Genomic DNA, 18376 nt, shown 5'->3' with positions numbered 1-18376 from the left:
AGTTGGCAGATACAATTACTGCGATCGGGGAGATCATCGATTTTGATCTCCATCTGATTGATCGCGTTGCGTTAAGCGCAAGTCTTGAAATTAAAGTTGGTGACCAATATATAGAGTTCGGTGGGCCCAACCTGTTTGCCTCAATTCCCAATGAGGGTAGCGATATTGTCGGCCACTTCATCAAGCGATGTTTTGAAATCTGCGAAGTAGATAAAGGCCGCGATTTAGAAGGGCACCTGATTAAAGTCCAACTGGATGACGAAAGGATTGTCGGGATCAGCTCGCTCAGGTCTGATCGGTTCTTTTATCCAGCTGCTGAATTCGAGGGGCTCGATCCTTGACGCTTATTCCTGTTGGCCGAACAAAGGTAATTCTGAATATGGCGCAGGCTTCGGCTCGTAGGGCAACAAGACTTCCGGCACATTAGTATTTATCCTTGAATTGGTTATTCCGTCGATCGTCCGGTAGGTAATCCAATTATCATCGTGCGGATAGGGCTGCATGAGCGCGGTCATTTCAGCCTGCGAGAGCGTCCCTGGTGCGGATACCCACCGGCGTGCAGCCTCTGCTTCCAGAACAAGTGGCATCCTTTGCCCTTCATTGTGAACCTGGGACAGTAAAGGTGATGTCGGCGTGGTAATAATCGAGAAAGTATTCATGCCATTCCATCGAGCAAAGATCGCCCCAAGCGTGAGAAACTCCCGATGCCTGGGCTTGATGTAATAGCTTTCAGTTGGTAGCTCCTGGGAAACAAAATGGGGTTCAAAAAAGCCAGTGCATATTACCAGGCACCGGTTCTCCCAATACCTGCGGTAAGACTTGATGGTAAAAATGGTCTCCCGCTTCGCGTTCCGTGTGTTCGCGCCAAATGCCTGCTCTGCTATGGTATCGGTAGGCACCAACCGCCACCGGTACATATCGATTTGTCTGGAATTAGCATTGGAGATGACAGGAAGGAACGGGTTATCAAACGCGCTAAGGTGATACGCCTGATGGAAACGCTCGGCACCCACAAACGGGCGTTTGAACCAATGGCTTATTTGCTCGACACTTTTTTCTTCTGATAGGTGGTAGGACATCTCAAATCTTGGCTTAACCCTCAATCTTACAAGCAAGATAACAGATTTCGTCTCCTGCACGTTTACAGAGCACGACTATCCTTGATGTAAAGGATCGATCCTTGAAATCCTAAATTTTGCCGCGCTTGATAGTTTGCAAAGGAAGCGGTAGAGTAACAGGGCTTGTTGATAATTCATTTTGGCAGAGAATTCCCCTTTATAGCTACTGATCAAATCCTTGGTAACCACAGACCAATCATTTCCTGAATCACGCATTTCAACGCAGTAAAACTCATTTTTATGCACAGTCCATTGGGGTCTTAGCCTTGGACTTTCCGTCTCGGCACTCATCAGTAGAAGCTCGGCCGCGTCCAGATAATCTGCCTGCTGGCAATAATAATGGTGATAAATTCTAACTGACTCGGCAGCCTTATTGAAAAGCACCTGGTTGAATAGGACGACTTCTGCCGGCTCCATTCCCGGCTTGGCATGCAAATGTTGCCTGACTAGCTGTAAGCGGCTATGCAGGGCGTGCGCCATTAATGAGTAGTCTTTTTTCATAAGTCAATCTGTCAATCGCCATTCCTAATTATTTGTTTTCTAATAACTTTTGCTAAATTTGGTATTTGGAATACCATTTTTCTGATTTTAAGTGTATCAAAAATATCGTGGATGGACAAGGATGCTTTCGAGAAAATATTCGCTTTCTGCGCCAACGCAGGAAGTTGACGCAGCATGAATTATCTGAGAGCCTGGGAATTAGTAGGGAAAAATTGAAGGCCATTGAGACTGGCCAGACAATCAATGTCAGTCTAAACGATGCGCAGACATTTTCGCGCTACTTCTGTGTACCCATTGATGTTTTGATCTCGATTAAGTTATCGAAGGCTGGTGAAATGAAAGTCCGGGTCATTGAGGCAAACTACAAGTCATTTACAAATGGAAATCATGCAATTTGAGATGGAATTTGAAGATAACAATCCTGGCGGGCAGGATGCCGGAACTGGCAACGCTCAGACAACAGTATGGGTCGTCTACACACCGGCTGCCGAGCCGCTTCCTATCGACGATCTGTCACTGGAAGAAGCAATCCAGGAATTTCAGGCAGAAAACCAGCAGTATCTGCAAGAGATAACCAATTACAACCAGGTCAGGGCGAAGGCAGGCCTTGTTGCCGAAGACCATCAGATAGAGCTTTCTGTTCCTACCGCTGAGTCAATAAAGGCCGGCAGGCTGCGCTACAATAGCAACCTACCCGGCGAGATCGAGCACGGCTGTTTCACAAATCAAATTTCTGCTGAGAAACTTGCTGAATACTTGGAAAACCCAGAGCGCCCGGTGCAGGTAATCCAATTGCCGAGCTCATCTGTCACAACCAAGGTTGATCTGTACGAAAGTTACATTAACCGCGGATACAGGCCGTTTACGGTTCTAATGATGGACGGAGGGCTTTTTGAATACTGGGGTTATGCCAGCCCGTGGGAATGGAGTATCCACACAATCGATCCCATACACCATGCTTATTCGGACCGTGGCGAAGAGCAGATGTCAGGCACGTTTTGGGGTATTCACAGTACGGATGCCGTCGAGAAAGCAGAAGCCGAATGGGAAAAACTTTATAATCAAGGAGTATTTAAGAAGCCTCTGCAAAAAGAGGATGTAGATTAAAAACTTGTATATGAAAGCGCTGACTTCCAATGAATGGTTTGAAAAACTACGAGAATTGACACAGCTTGAACCCGCCGAGCTGATCCAGGCCTTGAAACCATTGCATTGCCGGATGGAGAGCGCTTTCAACTATTACAAAATTTTCAAACAGTTTCCTACTTCCCAGCAGAGCGCCACGCTAGATTATCTACCCTATGAGCAGCTTTCATCCATTTACCGGAAAGGAGCCCGCAGAAAAGAAACATGAAATAGAACATGTACGATGAAGAGTAGTTAGACACCGTGTTAACAATGTTGACACGGTGTATTTGCTTGTTCGTGTTGAAATCATGGGAAACCGACATTGCTGGCCATAGCATACCAGTATTCAAGGTGCTTCCAGTTCTTATATTCGATAATCAGATCATAAAACCATGAGATTCGAAGGCATGCTTGATGTTCAGCCAAAAATCCGTCCACAGGATTACCGCGCGCACATCTTAGACTTATTACCGGCGGAAGTAACATCCGATGGTCGTCTGGTAAAAAAAATGGTAGATTCATTTTTTGAGCGCTACAAGCCATCAGACGATCTGCCGACTCCGTTCCGGAAGGACCTGTTTTTACAAGCGGGGGCAAACCTGACATATTACCGTCCTGAAACTCTCGGCTCCAAACAGATTTTTCATTTCGGTTGCTATGACTTGGACGATCCTATGCGAAGCGTTAGGTTTTCGTTACACGCTGATTTAAATGCAGATGTACTCAGCTCAGTTTCAAAACTCGTTAAATTCATTCAAAATGAAATCAAGCTGGCCCGCCAGGATGCTCATATAAGTAATTGGTAATGCCCTTCAAAAATCGTATTTTGAGGTAAGTGGTAACCACTTTTCACAAAACATGGCCGATCGTAAGTACTTTTCAGATTTAGTAACCATTTTTCAAGGTGTAGCCCTTCCAGAGCCCGGCTTTCTGGCAGGCTATTCCGCTTTAATGAGTGTGTTAAATCTGAAAACGCCACGGCCTTACTGCTTCGCAATGATTAGCACAAAGGCCAAAAACGTCACCAAAGAAGGATGGCGGATTTATAGCCCGAGCTACCGGCCTGCTGACACCCTTATTGACCACCTGATATTTGCGTTCAAATATGAGGGACTCGACTTATACCTGTTAAAGCAAGTGTTCCTGGCAGTCGGGAAACCCGAGATTACATCGGTTGTCGAGCAAATGCCAAACAGTAAGTATGTCAGGCGCATTTGGCTACTGTATGAGTGGCTTTTGGATGACCGGCTGGAAATCCCCGATCTGACCCAAGGCAATTACCAAGAACTGGTAGACCAGACACTGCAATACGGGCGAAGCTCTGCCCCAAAGTCAGCCAGGCACCGGATTATCAATAACCTGCCTGGTGTGCCGGAATTTTGCCCTTTGATCCGCCGGACCGAAAAGCTCGACCAGTACATGAATTTGAGCTTTTCAAACAAGCTAAAAAAGACACTCGCCCAGGTACATCCTTTTATTTCCGGAAAGCTCGAATCTCACTTTCAATTTCAAGAGGCCATTGCTTCATATGCCATCGAAGGGGAGCGGCCGTCAGGTCAGCAAGCAGTGCTTTGGAAACTGGCGATTGGGAAGTCCGGGCAAATACCAATATGTGAGCAGGAATTAGTAAGGCTCGCCCAGATTGTACTTGGAAACCAAAAAGTGTCAACGGGATACCGGCGTCAACAGGGCTTCATCGGCGAACATGAATACATAAGCGGCAGGCCCATACCCGACCACATCTCGGCCAGGTGGGAGGATCTTGAAACTTTGATGGCTGGCCTGATTCAAACTGCTGAAATGCTTGAAAAGGACAATGGTTACGATTCGGTGCTGGCAGCCGCGGTACTTGCCTTTGGGTTTGTATTCATTCACCCATTCGTGGATGGAAATGGGCGGCTTCACCGCTATCTGATTCAGCATATGCTATACAGAAAAGGCTTTGCTCCCAAAGGGCAGATAGTACCCGTTTCAGAAGTGATTTTGTCCCGCATCTTCGGTTACCGCCAGGTGTTGGAATCATTCTCCCTTCCGCGCCTTCCTTTAATTGAATGGGAGCCAGCAGCTGACAACAATGTGCAAATCAATGGAGCGACTGGTGACCTGTACCGGTATTTTGATGCGACCCAGCAAGCCGAATTTCTCTACTCCTGTATTCAGCATGCTATCGATGTGATCATCCCTGAGCAAATTGACTTTTTGCAAAAGTATGATCAAATGAAAAGTTTTCTCGATGCATTTGTCCCAATGCCTGACCGGATGGTATCACTCCTAGTGAGTTTCTTAGAGCAGGGAAATGGCACTTTATCAAAACGCGCAAAAAGCTCTGAATTCAAACACTTTAAGGACTCGGAGATATTTGAGATTGAAACAAGATACCGGGAAATTTTTGGCGTAAGCACACTTTCCGATACAGTTTATTAGGAGACAAAAACATCGGAAATCCAGATACACAGTAGGTAGGGCGCAAAACCTATATCTTTGCCTAATGGGTGAGCATACATCAAAGCACGATACATTCCTTCGGTCCATCATGGGCAACCAGCAAATTGCGCTGGATTACTTCCGCGCTTGTCTGCCGGCATATGTCCTTGAAAAATTAGATTTCTCAACCCTGCGGCAGCTACCTGATACCTATGTTTCAAAGGAGCTACAAAAGTCCATCTCCGACATCGTTTATGCGTGTAAACGAGCCGGTGGAAAAGGGGAAGTCAAGATTTCTCTTCTCATCGAGCACAAAAGCTATATCGACAAGTACACGCCGATTCAAATAGGCAGCTATATATTCTCAGGGCTTTTGAAGCAGCTCGCGGATGGGGAGAAGCCTTCGCTGATCATTCCGATACTGCTTTACCATGGAAAAGCCCGGTGGGAATATAAAACGCTAGCTTCCCTTTTCGACGAGCTCGAACCAGAGCTGTTGCAATTCGTGCCGGATTATCAGTACGTTTTTCACAATTTGGGCAAAATCTCCGATGAGCAGATCCAGGCCCTGAATAACAAATTCCTCGCCGCGGCTCTGCTAGCCATGAAACATAGCGTGCTCAAAGAGCGCCTAAGCGATCTGATCCCCACAATATTGAAGCTGGCCAGCGAGATGGATCAGAACTTGCAAACCAGCCTGATTGTTTATACATTCGTAAACAGTGAGCTAAGCGAGCAGCAAATCATTGAACTGATAACGTCGCTACCCACTCAAATTAAAGAAACCGTTATGAGCACGTTGGACATTTTTGTTGAGAAAGGTCGTAAAGAAGGTTTGAAAGAAGGAGAACTGAAGGGCAAAATCGAAGGTCAACAGGAAAAGACTGAAAACGCCGTTCGAAACCTAGTCAAGCAATCCTTGCTAACCGATGAACAGATAGCTTCCGCCCTGGAAGTAGGTGTTGATTATGTGTCTGACATTCGCCAGCAGCTACAAGTTTCCTAGAACATTGTGGAAACCATACAAGGCCGACAGTCAATATTCACTGCTTTCATAGCTTACACTATCACTGTGCCCGTAAAAATCTTTAATTGACACATACCATCAGTGTCCGATCCTATCTGTCGATTTTGAGCAGGCAATCCCTGTAATAGACAGTCAAGTTGGACGAACTTCATTTATCCGAATGCCTGTTGGGAAAGAAAAATAGCTCCGATAATGGAATCAACGCGCAGAAATATTTTCATTGGAAGAAATTGGCGTTGTCAAGAGTCCGATTGGGCATGGGGGGAGTCAGGATCCAACTTTTGGTCCCTGTGATTAAGTGCTCTCTTAATATCAACCACCATTTCTGTCAATTCCGATTCAATTTTTCTAACCTGTAAAGTCTTTTGAAGCTCGCTCACAAACTCTCTTCTAATGTTTACTAGCTCCTTTTGCAGACCCTTATTTGGAAGCTTTGCATGGTAGTCCAGATCCTCTGCCTTTTTATGAAATTTATAAAGTTCATCTAAAACTTGTTGCCTTAGACCTTGGTAAGCACCAGGCTTGTATACACCAATTTCTTCAGGCTTTACATTTGGTAAGTATAGCTTCCCTCGATCAAGCAAATAAGAAAGCCTTCCGATCAAATTTACTCTACAATCGAAAAAATCAAGCTTTCTAGCCGGATCGAATTCACAAAGGCTTGAAGTCTGTGCCATAGTTTCTATAACCTCAACACCCCATTGATGAATATCTTCATACTGGTTTCTCCTGATTCCGGCTAAAATATTTGCAAGCTCTATTTTTTCCTTTTTTTGAGCTTTCCAAAGAGCAAATCCCGACAAAACAAACGCCGCAAACGCAACCAATGCATTTGCAAAGTCGGCATCAAAGAGATTTTCTGAATTAAGGGGCATATGAATGTCAATTGATACCGAATGTTACAAACAAGCATCTCATTATCAAAATTTTACTTATTTTCTGGTATATAGCACGGCTTCACAAAATTCCGTGTAGCAATCAACCGCTTATCTCGTCTAGACCAACTTTTGATATTACGATGTCTTTCGTCTACTTTCAGCCTTTACTTAGTACTATTATAATGCAAAGAAATGGCATATTTATTAGAAATTTCATATTTTAAATACGTATAAGTTATCTTATGTTAAATAGAAAATGTAGCGTAGGAATCTGATTCTTAGATTTACATTCTGGCCTAGCCCATTCACATGCAAAACGGCTGACGGGAAAGAAGACTGCCACCTTCCGGCAGCAGCCCCTTTCATGCTCAGTACTCACTCGGTAGTAAGATCACATTGTCTGAAACATAGATTTTGATTTCTACCAATGGAAAGTCTGTGAATGGGATTTGTTTTGAACACAGGACCCGGCCGTTGCCGTCTTCGCAATTTAGAACCGCGGTTGACTCTTCAAGGTTGACCGTTAGTAGCCAGACCTGAAATTCTTTCTGTTTGACTCGCGGCTGGAACTGGTGGAATGCAACTTCATCGATGAGCCAGTAAGCGCCAGCGTTGTTCATCATATACCTGATCCCATCTGTGTATAGCATCTTGCGGACGATCGGGTGGCAGTACCACTTTCTAGTGCCGATGAATTGTGCGAGGTCTGTCGATGTCAATTGCTGTGTTTCCATTTTTTCGCTGTTATTAGCCTCCACCGTTGGAGAACAATGCCTCGCAGGACCAGGCAACTGACTGGAAAGACAACACCACCACGGGAGCGAAGTGAATGGAGCGGGCAGCGTGATTGACGTTCAGACTGCCAGGTGCACCTTGCGTTGTTTTCCTCGGTCGTGGGCTATTTGAGCAGAAATAGATACTTAGCAAGTAGACTTCAATTAGCTGTATGTAACAATCCTAACACTACGGTTAATCTACATCATCAGGGATGAAGGTAAGGCCAAAGACGCAGCATAAACTTCCGTATGTCAGTATTCATGATTTTCGTAAACAAGATTAGGAGCCGAGACCACTGCTTATAGCCCGTGGTCTCATTTAATACTCTACTTAGTTGCTGCATTACAGTCATTGTTTATCTTCAACATTCCATGTCCAAACATCTCATCCTCAATCATTGAAAGTCTAAGGTGCCATTCGCTAGCGTAGGGATTATCCAATAATGTTATAACAAACATTGGTTTATCGGATTCGGTATCTTTACCAACATAGGCTTTATCGCCATACTTATCATAACCATTAACCAGCTCAAATTTACCGCTTCTGATCTTACTTAACTTTGATTTCTCAGATTCCCAGTCTTCATGTAGGCTCGCAAGATCATACTTTCCAGATTTTGTGTTTAGATCAAAACATATTCGTAAACAATATGTTGATTCAGCCTTCTTGCTTTCCCAGGCCCAGGTTCCATCCAAATTGCCCAAATTATCCTTCAATTCCTGAGACGGTTCACTACTTGATATTCCTGGGTTATCGTTGTACAACTTTACCAGTATAATGAGAGGAATCAAGGACACGTAGAAATACTTTTCATATTTTCTGAAAAATTGTGTCTCGGGTGGCGTATCATCGGATTTGAACTGTTTACCAACTAACAATCCAATTACACCCGATATTGCTGCTAGACATATTGAAGATATTATTGCATATTTTGTCGTAACGACAGAGCTACAACTTTGAAAGGTCAATACAAAAACTAAAATGAAAGAGATTAGGAAGCCCCGTAGTCCATAATTGCTCATAAGATGTAAGAATTGTATAAAGGAGGTTTATAATTTGGTTAAAACTGGTTAATATGTTGGTTATTTCTAATTGGTTTTCAAAATCCCTAATAAAAGTTGGCTGTCAATCAAATATTTCAGTTACTCCAAGGGTTTACCCAATTTTGAGATTTCCTCCAAAAAGAAATAAAAACTGCTCCAAGCCCTCACAATTTACGTCGAGATCTCTGCTGACTGCTGACATTACTTGGAGATATTGTGTGTAAAGAAGCACTCCCTTACCATATCGGATATGACGCAGTGAATGAAACTCATTAAACTTTGCCTCTTGGAGTACCTTGATAATTCTTGAATCAAGAATCAAACAACGATGCCCGTCGAAAGTAACGTCATTAAAATAAAGCAATTTGGTGAGTGTAGAAATACCTAAGCCCTCGATCGATTCAAACAATTCGAGTAGAGAAGCAAAATTCGAAGAATCTATGGACTGATTCGTTTCTCTAGCCAATGCCAACGTAAATTCTGTTTCAATTTCTTTCATCGCGTTAAAAATGTTGACGACATGGTTTCCTCGCATACCTCGGGGGTAACCCCAATAAATCGTCTTAACAATTAGTTCTCTAACATCATCAGTAGCAAATACATCCTGTCGACTAATAGTTACTGCAATTCGATTCTCAAATATTTTGTTGTTTAGTTCCGCAAGCCAGGGTATCTGACTTTCAGCTTTTCCCCAAGTACTCCGTTTAGTAGTAAAAGACTGTTGCCTTACAGGAAGGTTCCGGATTAAACCTGAGTAATCTTGAATTTTCATATAATCGATACGAGAAGTTAAAAGTCCATATAATACTTTAATGACCTAATTAACAATATGTTTCACGACTACTATTAGTCAGTTAAAAACTTTAAGCTGACTCCATCATGAGGGTCATTTGGAAGATACAAATAATAGTACACCCAAAAACGCCTCCAACTAGCACGCCAGAAAATGCCATTGATCCTTAAAATTTGACAGTTTGCCTTTTAGAAGCCGCTTCTCCGCTTTGTATATCTCTTGAATTTCATCAATTTTAATCGAAGGAATAATATAAAAATCTGGCAGCGATTTGAGGTCAGCGAACCTTCGATTATATACGACAACCACGAGAAAGTGATTTTCCTTTGCCCGCACATTCGTGACAGGTATGGAGCTGTAATCACGAACCGACTTAACGTCAACTGTAAGTGCCATTCCATTTCTTGCCTGTATTATAATATCTATCTGCTTGGTGTTGCCAAAGCTAATAAATGCATTTATACCGAGCCGGTATAGGTTGCTCAGTACCAAAAACTCACTTCCTGTGCCTGACTCCTGAGACGATTTCCTTGCTGCCTTGATGAGAGCATCCATTTTCGTAATGTATTATTTTAGGTATATGACAGCTGGTTGATAAATGCCTTGTCCAGGACGAGAGCTAACAATTCCATAAAATCCCCCCGACTTTGCCTTAGCTAAACCAGCCCAGAAAGAAAAATAAGATCCTGATAAGTCCACTGTACTTGCCACTAGTGCTTCACCGTCGGGAGAGAAGCGCAGTAAGTTGCTATTGCCAAACCTCCCTGCCATAATAAAACCGCCATCATCCAAGGGAAGCAAGTTACCGTAATCGCCCTCTACATTTTTTTGCCAGACCGAATTACCGCGATCATCCAACTTCATTAATCCAAAAGATTTGCTGCCACCCTTTGGCCATATACTCAGGACTACGGAGCCATCTTGCAACGCCACCATATCGAAAGCGGAATTGACAAAGGATCGATCCCACTGTTTAGTCCCTGACTTATTAATTTTGACAACCCAGGTATCAAAATTGCCCTCAACATCAGATGTTTTATCATCAGAAATACTTGATTCTGAATACCCAGATATCATATAGCCACCGTCAACGGTTACAACAATTTTGTTCAATATTTCCTGCCCGTCACCTCCTATCGTTTTATCCCATACTATTTTTCCCTGAGCATCAACTTTAACAATCCAATAATCTGTTAGCGTATAATTTTGACTCGCCTTAGGGTTTTTTGGTGCATCCGTCTTATCGAAACCAGCTAATGAAGACGAATATCCAGCTACGATATATCCACCGTCCGAAGCATTGATTACCTGAGCCAGTCTATCATAGCTTTGGTCGCTGAAAGTGTTGCCGCGCCCCTTGAATATTTTCTGCCATTGCTTTTCGCCTGATTCGGAAATTTTCATCAGCCCATATGTGTATTCGCGACCTACCCTATCACCGCCCAATACATATCCGCCGTCATCAGCTTTAACTATGGATCGAACTTTTTGATATTCAGAATCAACAATTTCCTTTCTCCAGAGAATTTTCCCAGAGGCATCGACGCTTATTACTTTTAATGAATAATCAGTACCTACTGCAATGCACCCGCCTGTTGTAGCTTCGACAAGGGCCGTAAATGTAGTATCAGTATATTCGCCAATCTCACGCAGCCAAATCTTTCTGAATGATGCAGATTGAATGTTTTCGGTTCGCGTTAACGTGATTTTTGTCCTGCATGAGGTCTCAATGTCAACAGAAACTTTTACTTGACCATTCCTCGAAATATTGGGAACCTTCAATATTGTTATTCCAGGTGTTATATAAGCCAGCGTAGTATCATAACTTGTTAGCATCCAAGTGACCTTTTTCAATGACATACTATCAGTACCTACCAAGCTAATAGATAAACTATCGCCCGTCACAAGCTGAACCGCGACTTCCGTAGGCATTTTGCATTGATTATCAGGATTAATCTCGTCCTTTTTTTTCTTACAGGCAAATAATAAGATCAGTATGGCAATATACGCAATAGATATTTTGCTCATTTTTAGGGTCACAATGAATGATTCTAAATTTTTAAGGAATAATTGGTAATGTTATCAGGCCGCTACTAATATTCCAAACTTTTTTATCTTCCTATCTGAAGTAGCGTTCCTTTGGCATAGACTAAACTCCTAGGATAGGTGCTGCATGTAGATCGTGATTTTCACCACAAAATTCTCCCAATGCAATCGATAAGAATAGATTGCACAAAAATATATACTTTTAGCGTTTCCGGCTTTTCAGGCAGCAACATGGCTAGAATTCAGATCCATCTTTTGCTGAATCTCTTTCAGCTGCTTCAAAATCGTGTCCATCGTCTGGGAAATATGCTGAACCTCCGATACCCTTTCCGGCACGTCCTTGGAAAAGTAGCTATGAAACTTCCAGATTTCAAGCACATCGCCGGCACTGATCTCATAGGGCTCATACGCCCGGTTCAGCGATTCCAGTATCATCTTCTTCCCTTCTGGCAGCACCGTCACTTTCTTGAAGACAAAATCATGATCGCCATCCAGGATGACAATGCATAACGTCCCCTGCTTCAATGCGGTCCAGTCCTCGACATACCGGCAGACCACATCCGCGCCTTCGGGCACCGGCAGCATCGAGTCCCCGGTGGTCGGAAACATCCGGAACGTTCCTGTCTGCGGAAGGCCTGGCACTGAATACTTTGGCAGTGAAGCGATAAATTCCGGGTTTGCATACCCGCTCCGGTAGCCAGCTTTTGCTTTCACTGGCACATACTCGACATTCTCCTTATTGGCTTTGTCTGTCGAGATAGCCAGCACCCGAAGGTTGGTGCCTTTCATGTAGAGCTGGTTCCCCGCTTCCAGCTCGCGGAGCGGCAGCTCCCCCACCCCGCGCAGATCCAGTCGAAAAAGATTGTCGATCGAAAGCCCGAAGAAATCCGAGAATTTGATCAAATCCATCGCCGCCGGGTTTTCGGTTCTTCCAGCTTCTATTGCAGCCAATTTCACCCGTGTGAAGCCGAGCTGCTCGGCGAAATCTTCCTGGGTTAGTTTCCTGCGCTCGCGGAGAAACCGAACATTGCTACCAAAAAAAATCTTTGCGCTTGTCATGGCATAGTGTTATTATTGAAATCACATCATTGGTACTAATAATACCAAATATAATAAAACATTTAAACTATGGAAACTGCATTGAAAAAAAGTGAGCTGGTTGCCAGGCTCAGAAGCGATATCCTCGCTTTGCAGGGCTTCCGTGCGCCAGCGTTGGGCGTCAAACACGACGATTTCGGCCTCGGGCCGGTCATGAAAGCATTCCCGGAAGGGGTATTCCCCCGCGTGGGAATGCACGAGTTTGTCAGCCATTCCCCTGAACAGACAGCGGCCACCTCCGGCTTTATGGCGGCATTGGCTGGTAAGATGATGAAAGAAGACGGGCTCTGCGTCTGGGTCGGTCGGCACCGGACGGTTTACCCCTTCGCGCTGAGCCATTTCGGGGTAGCGCCCGACCGGGTGATCTTTGTGGATCTGAAAAAAGACAAAGACCTTTTGTGGGCGATCGAGGAAGCGCTCAAATGCGATGCACTCTCAGCAGTCGTAGGAGAAATCAAGGAGCTGAACCTGACTGAATCCAGAAGGTTGCAGCTCACCGTCGAAGAAAGCAAGGTGACAGGCCTTTTGCATAGGGTATCCCCTCGCCTTTCAAACCCTGTCGCCGCCGTCTGCCGCTGGCGGATCAGCCCGCTTCCGGGCGTGGCCGAGCAGGTGCTTCCCGGCATCGGCTTCCCGCGCTGGCAGGTAACGATTGAAAAAGTCCGGAGCGGCGAGCCAGGTAGCTGGCCGCTGGAATTCCGGGATGGCGGCTTTGAGCTGATCGGAGAATCTGTTTCTTTTCACCAGCACCTTTCAAAGGTCGGATAAAGCTGCCCAGGGAAGATGAAAAGATATGTGGCTATATGGTTCCGTCACCTATTGGTGGACCGGGTGCTGTTCCGACAGCCGGAGCTCGCAGGAAAGCCGTTTGTGCTTTCGGCCAAAGAGCGCGGGCGCATGCTGGTCAAAGCGGCCAGCCGGGATGCGCAGGCGCTCGGCATCGAGGCCGGGATGGTATTGGCCGATGCGCGCGCGGTGCAGCCGGACCTGGAAGTACTCGATTATGATCCCACCTTGGCAGAGAAGCTGCTGGCCGCGCTGGCTGAATGGACGATCCGCTACTCGCCACTGGTAGCTGTTGATTTACCCGACGGGCTGATCCTGGACGCAACCGGCTGCGCGCATTTGTGGGGAAGCGAAACAGCCTACCTGAAAGATATTGCCTCGCGCCTGAAAGCTTCGGGCTATGACGTCCGTACCGCGATGGCAGACACGATCGGTGCCGCCTGGGCGGTATCGCGTTACTCGCGCGCTTTTCCGATCATCGAGCCGGGCGAGCAGTTGACCGCGCTCTTGCAGCTACCGCCGCATGCGCTGCGCCTGGAAGCTGCCGTCGTCGAGAAAATGCAGAAGCTGGGGCTCTACCAGATCACGAGCTTCATCTATATGCCGGCTTCGGTGTTGCGCCGCAGGTTCGGGCAGGCTACACTCGACCAGATCGGAAAAGCCTTGGGCAATACCCACGAGGCCTTCGAGCCTGTCTGCCCCGTCGAACCTTATCAAGAGCGGCTTTCCAGCATCGAGCCCATCCAGACAGCGACCGGCATCGAGATCGCTTTACAAAAGCTACTGGAAATGCTCTGCGAACGCCTGGTCAAAGATGGTAAGGGCGCGCGGCAGGCCGTGCTACGTTGCTACCGGATCGACGGGGAAACGCAGGCTATCCAGATCGGTACCAGCGGGCCATCTTGTAGCACCTCCCATATGTTCAAGCTGTTCGAGCTGAAAATATCCAGCATCGAGCCTGCCCTGGGCATCGAGCTTTTTGTGCTGGAAGCGCCGGTCGTCGAACCGCTGGGCAACGCGCAGGAAGAGCTTTGGAACCTAACTGGGGGAAACAAGATGACGCAGGTCGCGGAGCTGATCGACCGGCTCACCGCGCGCGCCGGCGCGGATGTGATCCACCGATACCTTCCTGCCCAGCACCACTGGCCGGAGCGCGCGATCACCCAGGCAGTGTCTTTGACCGATCAGCCGGAGATTGACTGGCGGACTGACCAGCACCGGCCGGTGCAACTTCTCTCCCAGCCGGAGAAAATCACTGTTTCCGCCCCGGTACCGGATTATCCGCCCATGCTATTCCGCTACAAAGGTGACATCCACCGGATCAAGAAAGCAGACGGTCCCAACCGGATCGAACAGGAATGGTGGATATCAGATGGTATGCACCGCGACTACTACTCAGTAGAAGACGAGCAGGGAGGCCGCTACTGGATCTTCCGGCTTGGGCACTACAATGAAGAATTGAGCGCCGAGTGGTTCATCCACGGCTTTTTTGCATAAAACCTTCCCAGAGCCATGCAGTACACCGAATTACAGGTAACAAGTAATTTCAGCTTCCTTCGCGGGGCTTCACACCCCGAAGAGCTCGTCGACCAAGCGATCCACTATGGCTATAAGAAAATTGCCATCACTGACCGGAACACGCTGGCAGGGATCGTCCGCGCGCATTCGGCTGCACGTGGCAAAGGGTTTGATATTATCCCTGCCGCCCGGCTGGATCTGATCGACGGGCCGAGCCTTCTGGCCTACCCTACTGATCAGCCTGCCTACGCGCGCCTGTCGGCGCTGCTGTCGCTAGGCAACCGAAGGACCGAAAAAGGAAAATGTGATTTGTACCGAAGGGATGTTTATGAATACGCCGAAGGGATGAAGTTTATAGCCGTGCCGCCACTGACGCTGAATACCTCTTTTGAATTTGATCCTGGCTTTGAGCGAGCGCTGCGCGATTACCGCGAGCAGCTGGGCAGCGAGTTCTATATTGCCGCAACGCGCTCCTACGTTGAAAGCGATGTTAAGAAGTTCTTCCGGCTCTCTGAGATTTCCCAGCGGCTAGATATTCCGCTAGTGGCAACGAATGATGTGCATTACCATCACCCTGACAGGCGTCAGCTGCAAGACATTGTCACCTGCGTGCGCGAGAAATGCACGATCTACAATGCCGGCTTCCGGCTGCACCAGAACGCGGAGCGTCATTTGAAAGACCAGGCTGAAATGCTCCGGATTTTCCGCGGGTACCCGGATGCGATCCGCCGCACGCAGGAAATCGCAGAAGCCTGCACCTTTTCGCTGGACACGCTCAAATACGTCTACCCCGAAGAGATCACCAGCGGCGAGCGCTCCCCGCAAGAGGAACTGACTTACCTGGCCTGGAAAGGGGCTAAAGAATTTTACGGGGAGCCCGTGCCTGAAAAGGTAGTGAATGCGATCGAGCACGAGCTCAAATTCATCGACGAAATGGATTTTGCCGCCTACTTTCTGACCGTCTATGACATTGTCCGCTTTGCCCGCGATCGCGGCATCCTGTGCCAGGGGCGCGGCTCGGCCGCCAACTCGACTGTCTGCTTTTGCCTTGGGATTACCAGTGTTGACCCTACTAAATTTGACCTTTTGTTTGAGCGGTTTATCTCATCGGCCCGGAATGAGCCGCCAGATATCGATGTGGACTTTGAGCATGAGCGGCGAGAAGAAGTCATTCAGTACATCTACCAGAAGTATGGCCGTGACCGCTCAGCGATCGTGGCCACAGTCACCCAGCTGCACCAGAAAGGCGCGGTGCGCGATGTGGCCAAAGCGATGGGGATGTCCGTGGACGCCATTAACAAACTTTCCGGCTCGATCTGGGAGTTTACCGACGAGTGGTTTGAAGGAAAGCGGATTTCCGACCAAGGCTTTAATGCGGGTGACCCGCATCTTCTGAAAACGCTGGATCTGACCCGGCAGTTTATGGGATTCCCGCGTCAGCTGGGCCAGCATACCGGCGGCTTTGTGATCACCCAGGGCAAGATCACAGACCTTTGCCCGATCATCAACGCCAGGATGGAAGACCGGACCAATATCGAATGGAACAAAGATGATATCGATACGCTGGGGTTTCTGAAAATTGATGTGCTTGCCCTGGGGATGCTGACTTGTATCCGGAAAGGTTTTGACCTTTTAAAAGAGCATTACGGAAAAACCTACACGCTGGCCACCGTGCCGCAGGATGACCCGAAGGTATATGAGATGATCTCGCATGCCGATACGATCGGGGTATTCCAGATCGAAAGCCGGGCGCAGCAGTCAATGCTTCCCAGGCTCAGACCACAAAACTTTTATGACCTGGTGATCGAGGTGGCTATCGTCCGACCGGGCCCGATCCAGGGGGATATGGTGCATCCCTACCTGAGAAGGCGGAACGGCGAAGAGCCCGTCGAATATCCTTCCAAGGAGCTTGAAGACATTTTGGGCCGCACGCTAGGTGTGCCGCTCTTCCAGGAACAGGCGATGAAAATCGCGATCGTGGCGGCCGGTTTCACCCCTGCCGAAGCCGATAAGCTGCGCCGGAGTATGGCGACCTTTAAGCTCAACGGTCTTGTCTCCCAGTTTGAAAAGAAGCTGATCGACGGGATGACCGGTCGTGGCTATACGGAAGAGTATGCCCGCCGCATCTTCCGGCAGCTGGAAGGATTTGGAAGCTACGGGTTTCCCGAGAGCCACGCGGCCAGCTTCGCGCTTTTGGTCTATGTATCCTGCTGGATGAAGTGCTATTACCCTGATGTATTTGCGACTGCGCTTCTCAACAGCCAACCCATGGGCTTTTATCAGCCGTCGCAAATCGTAATTGACGCGCAGAAACATGGGGTTAAGGTGCGCCCGGTGGATGTGAATATTTCTGTCTGGGACAATACATTAGAAGAGCCAGAAGGGGAATATAGGGCGATTAGGCTTGGTTTCCGGCAGGTGAAAGGGCTTTCCGAGCAGGATGTATTGGCGCTCATTGCTGGCCGCAGCGCGCCATACACGGCCATCCACCTCATGCGCGACGCCGGCGTCGCGCAAGGCGCGCTGGAAAGGCTGGCCGACGCGGACGCTTTCCGGTCAATGGGAATGGACCGCCGCCAAGCCATGTGGGAGGCCTCTGCCCTCTCCGACCGGCCGATGGGCGCTTTCAAAGGGCATAAGTCGGCCAGCGAGTTCGAAGCACCGGTCGAGCTGCCCAAGCTTTCGCTTTCCGAGCATGTCGTCCAGGATTACATGTCCACCTCCCTATCGCTGAAGGCGCACCCAGTTTCATTTGTTCGTGATCAACTTGCGGCAAAGCGCGCCATCAAGACGGCCGATCTTTCCAAGCTGCGCGACAAGCAGTTTGTCCGGGTTGCAGGGCTGGTGCTCGTCCGCCAGCGGCCAGGTACTGCTGGCGGGGTTTGCTTTATCACCATCGAAGATGAGTCAGGCGTAGCTAACCTCGTTGTCTTCCAGAGCCTTTTTGAAAAGTACCGCAAGGAAATCCTGCGCTCGCGGCTTTTAATGGTGGAAGGAAAGCTCCAAATCGAAGGCGAAGTGATCCACGTGGTCGTCCGGCGCTGTTACGATGCCTCGCCCCTGCTTCGCCAGCTCAACCAAAAAGAAGAAGATCCTGATGTGCTTACGCTTTCGCGCGCCGATGAAAAAGATGAATATATCTCCCAGGCTGTTAACCGTAAGACGCAGGTCAGAAAGAAGGCCGTGCAATTGGAAATCTTTCCTTCCGGTCGTAATTTCCGTTAACCAGTACTTCCGCT

General features: G+C 47.6%; 19 protein-coding genes. 10 read left to right on the top strand and 9 right to left on the bottom strand.

Annotation, left to right across the window (positions count from 1 at the left end; translation table 11 throughout):
* Nucleotides 1-2 precede the first annotated feature (2 nt).
* Nucleotides 3-341 carry a hypothetical protein gene (locus BMW93_RS31445; protein WP_090386092.1) on the top strand — a complete coding sequence of 113 codons (339 nt, stop codon included), beginning with the start codon at nt 3-5 and terminating at the stop codon, nt 339-341.
* 3 nt (nt 342-344) lie between these two features.
* On the opposite strand, the gene BMW93_RS31440 is transcribed toward BMW93_RS31445, so the two are convergent.
* Together BMW93_RS31440 and BMW93_RS31435 are read right to left on the bottom strand one after the other, a co-directional pair.
* Nucleotides 345-1079, bottom strand: coding sequence for an SOS response-associated peptidase (locus tag BMW93_RS31440; RefSeq protein ID WP_090386241.1), 735 nt, complete (start codon nt 1077-1079; stop codon nt 345-347).
* A 75-nt stretch (nt 1080-1154) separates the two neighbouring features.
* On the bottom strand, nt 1155-1619 hold the full coding sequence (locus tag BMW93_RS31435; RefSeq protein WP_143061754.1) for a hypothetical protein: 465 nt from the start codon (nt 1617-1619) through the stop codon (nt 1155-1157).
* Between the two features lie 107 nt (nt 1620-1726).
* On the opposite strand from BMW93_RS31435, the gene BMW93_RS36360 reads away from it, so the two are divergent.
* The 6 genes from BMW93_RS36360 (at nt 1727) to BMW93_RS31405 (ending at nt 6177) form a co-directional block, all read left to right on the top strand.
* Nucleotides 1727-2017 (top strand): helix-turn-helix transcriptional regulator, encoded by a 291-nt coding sequence (locus BMW93_RS36360; RefSeq protein ID WP_409013126.1) that lies wholly within the window; start codon nt 1727-1729, stop codon nt 2015-2017.
* Nucleotides 1998-2726 carry a hypothetical protein gene (locus BMW93_RS31425; protein ID WP_090386082.1) on the top strand — a complete coding sequence of 243 codons (729 nt, stop codon included), beginning with the start codon at nt 1998-2000 and terminating at the stop codon, nt 2724-2726. The genes BMW93_RS36360 and BMW93_RS31425 overlap by 20 nt, the downstream gene beginning before the upstream one ends.
* Before the next feature lie 10 nt (nt 2727-2736).
* Complete coding sequence (locus tag BMW93_RS31420) at nt 2737-2973, top strand: hypothetical protein (RefSeq protein ID WP_090386079.1); 237 nt, start codon at nt 2737-2739, stop codon at nt 2971-2973.
* A gap of 166 nt (nt 2974-3139) precedes the next feature.
* Nucleotides 3140-3553, top strand: coding sequence for a hypothetical protein (locus BMW93_RS31415; protein ID WP_090386077.1), 414 nt, complete (start codon nt 3140-3142; stop codon nt 3551-3553).
* A gap of 52 nt (nt 3554-3605) precedes the next feature.
* Nucleotides 3606-5171: a Fic family protein gene (locus tag BMW93_RS31410; protein WP_090386074.1), complete on the top strand. Its 1566-nt coding sequence runs from the start codon at nt 3606-3608 to the stop codon at nt 5169-5171.
* A 64-nt stretch (nt 5172-5235) separates the two neighbouring features.
* Nucleotides 5236-6177, top strand: coding sequence for an Rpn family recombination-promoting nuclease/putative transposase (locus BMW93_RS31405; protein ID WP_090386071.1), 942 nt, complete (start codon nt 5236-5238; stop codon nt 6175-6177).
* Nucleotides 6178-6437: 260 nt separating this feature from the next.
* Here BMW93_RS31405 and BMW93_RS31400 read toward each other — a convergent pair whose 3' ends face one another.
* From BMW93_RS31400 to BMW93_RS31370, 7 genes are all read right to left on the bottom strand, one after another.
* On the bottom strand, nt 6438-7073 hold the full coding sequence (locus BMW93_RS31400) for a hypothetical protein (RefSeq protein ID WP_090386068.1): 636 nt from the start codon (nt 7071-7073) through the stop codon (nt 6438-6440).
* A 371-nt stretch (nt 7074-7444) separates the two neighbouring features.
* A complete protein-coding gene (locus BMW93_RS31395) occupies nt 7445-7810 on the bottom strand; it encodes a DUF6876 family protein (protein ID WP_090386065.1) in 366 nt (121 codons plus the stop codon).
* A 369-nt stretch (nt 7811-8179) separates the two neighbouring features.
* Complete coding sequence (locus tag BMW93_RS31390; protein ID WP_090386062.1) at nt 8180-8875, bottom strand: hypothetical protein; 696 nt, start codon at nt 8873-8875, stop codon at nt 8180-8182.
* 133 nt (nt 8876-9008) lie between these two features.
* Nucleotides 9009-9668, bottom strand: coding sequence for a hypothetical protein (locus tag BMW93_RS31385; RefSeq protein ID WP_090386060.1), 660 nt, complete (start codon nt 9666-9668; stop codon nt 9009-9011).
* Nucleotides 9669-9827: 159 nt separating this feature from the next.
* Entirely contained in the window at nt 9828-10244 is a 417-nt protein-coding gene (locus BMW93_RS31380) for a hypothetical protein (RefSeq protein ID WP_090386057.1), read from the bottom strand.
* A 12-nt stretch (nt 10245-10256) separates the two neighbouring features.
* Complete coding sequence (locus BMW93_RS31375; RefSeq protein ID WP_090386054.1) at nt 10257-11717, bottom strand: hypothetical protein; 1461 nt, start codon at nt 11715-11717, stop codon at nt 10257-10259.
* A gap of 237 nt (nt 11718-11954) precedes the next feature.
* Complete coding sequence (locus tag BMW93_RS31370; RefSeq protein ID WP_090386051.1) at nt 11955-12794, bottom strand: helix-turn-helix domain-containing protein; 840 nt, start codon at nt 12792-12794, stop codon at nt 11955-11957.
* A gap of 69 nt (nt 12795-12863) precedes the next feature.
* Here BMW93_RS31370 and BMW93_RS31365 point away from each other — a divergent pair, with 69 nt between their 5' ends.
* From BMW93_RS31365 to BMW93_RS31355, 3 genes are read left to right on the top strand one after another with little or no spacing between them, the layout of a single operon-like run.
* Nucleotides 12864-13601 (top strand): ImuA family protein, encoded by a 738-nt coding sequence (locus tag BMW93_RS31365; protein ID WP_090386048.1) that lies wholly within the window; start codon nt 12864-12866, stop codon nt 13599-13601.
* A 15-nt stretch (nt 13602-13616) separates the two neighbouring features.
* Nucleotides 13617-15116 (top strand): DNA polymerase Y family protein, encoded by a 1500-nt coding sequence (locus BMW93_RS31360; protein WP_090386045.1) that lies wholly within the window; start codon nt 13617-13619, stop codon nt 15114-15116.
* Between the two features lie 15 nt (nt 15117-15131).
* Entirely contained in the window at nt 15132-18362 is a 3231-nt protein-coding gene (locus tag BMW93_RS31355) for an error-prone DNA polymerase (RefSeq protein ID WP_090386039.1), read from the top strand.
* The last annotated feature ends 14 nt before the right edge of the window (nt 18363-18376 follow it).

The sequence above is a fragment of the Dyadobacter sp. SG02 genome, assembly GCF_900109045.1.
Taxonomy (GTDB): domain Bacteria; phylum Bacteroidota; class Bacteroidia; order Cytophagales; family Spirosomataceae; genus Dyadobacter.
Note: the sequence above shows the minus strand (reverse complement) of the source record. Positions and strands in the feature narration are given on the sequence as shown.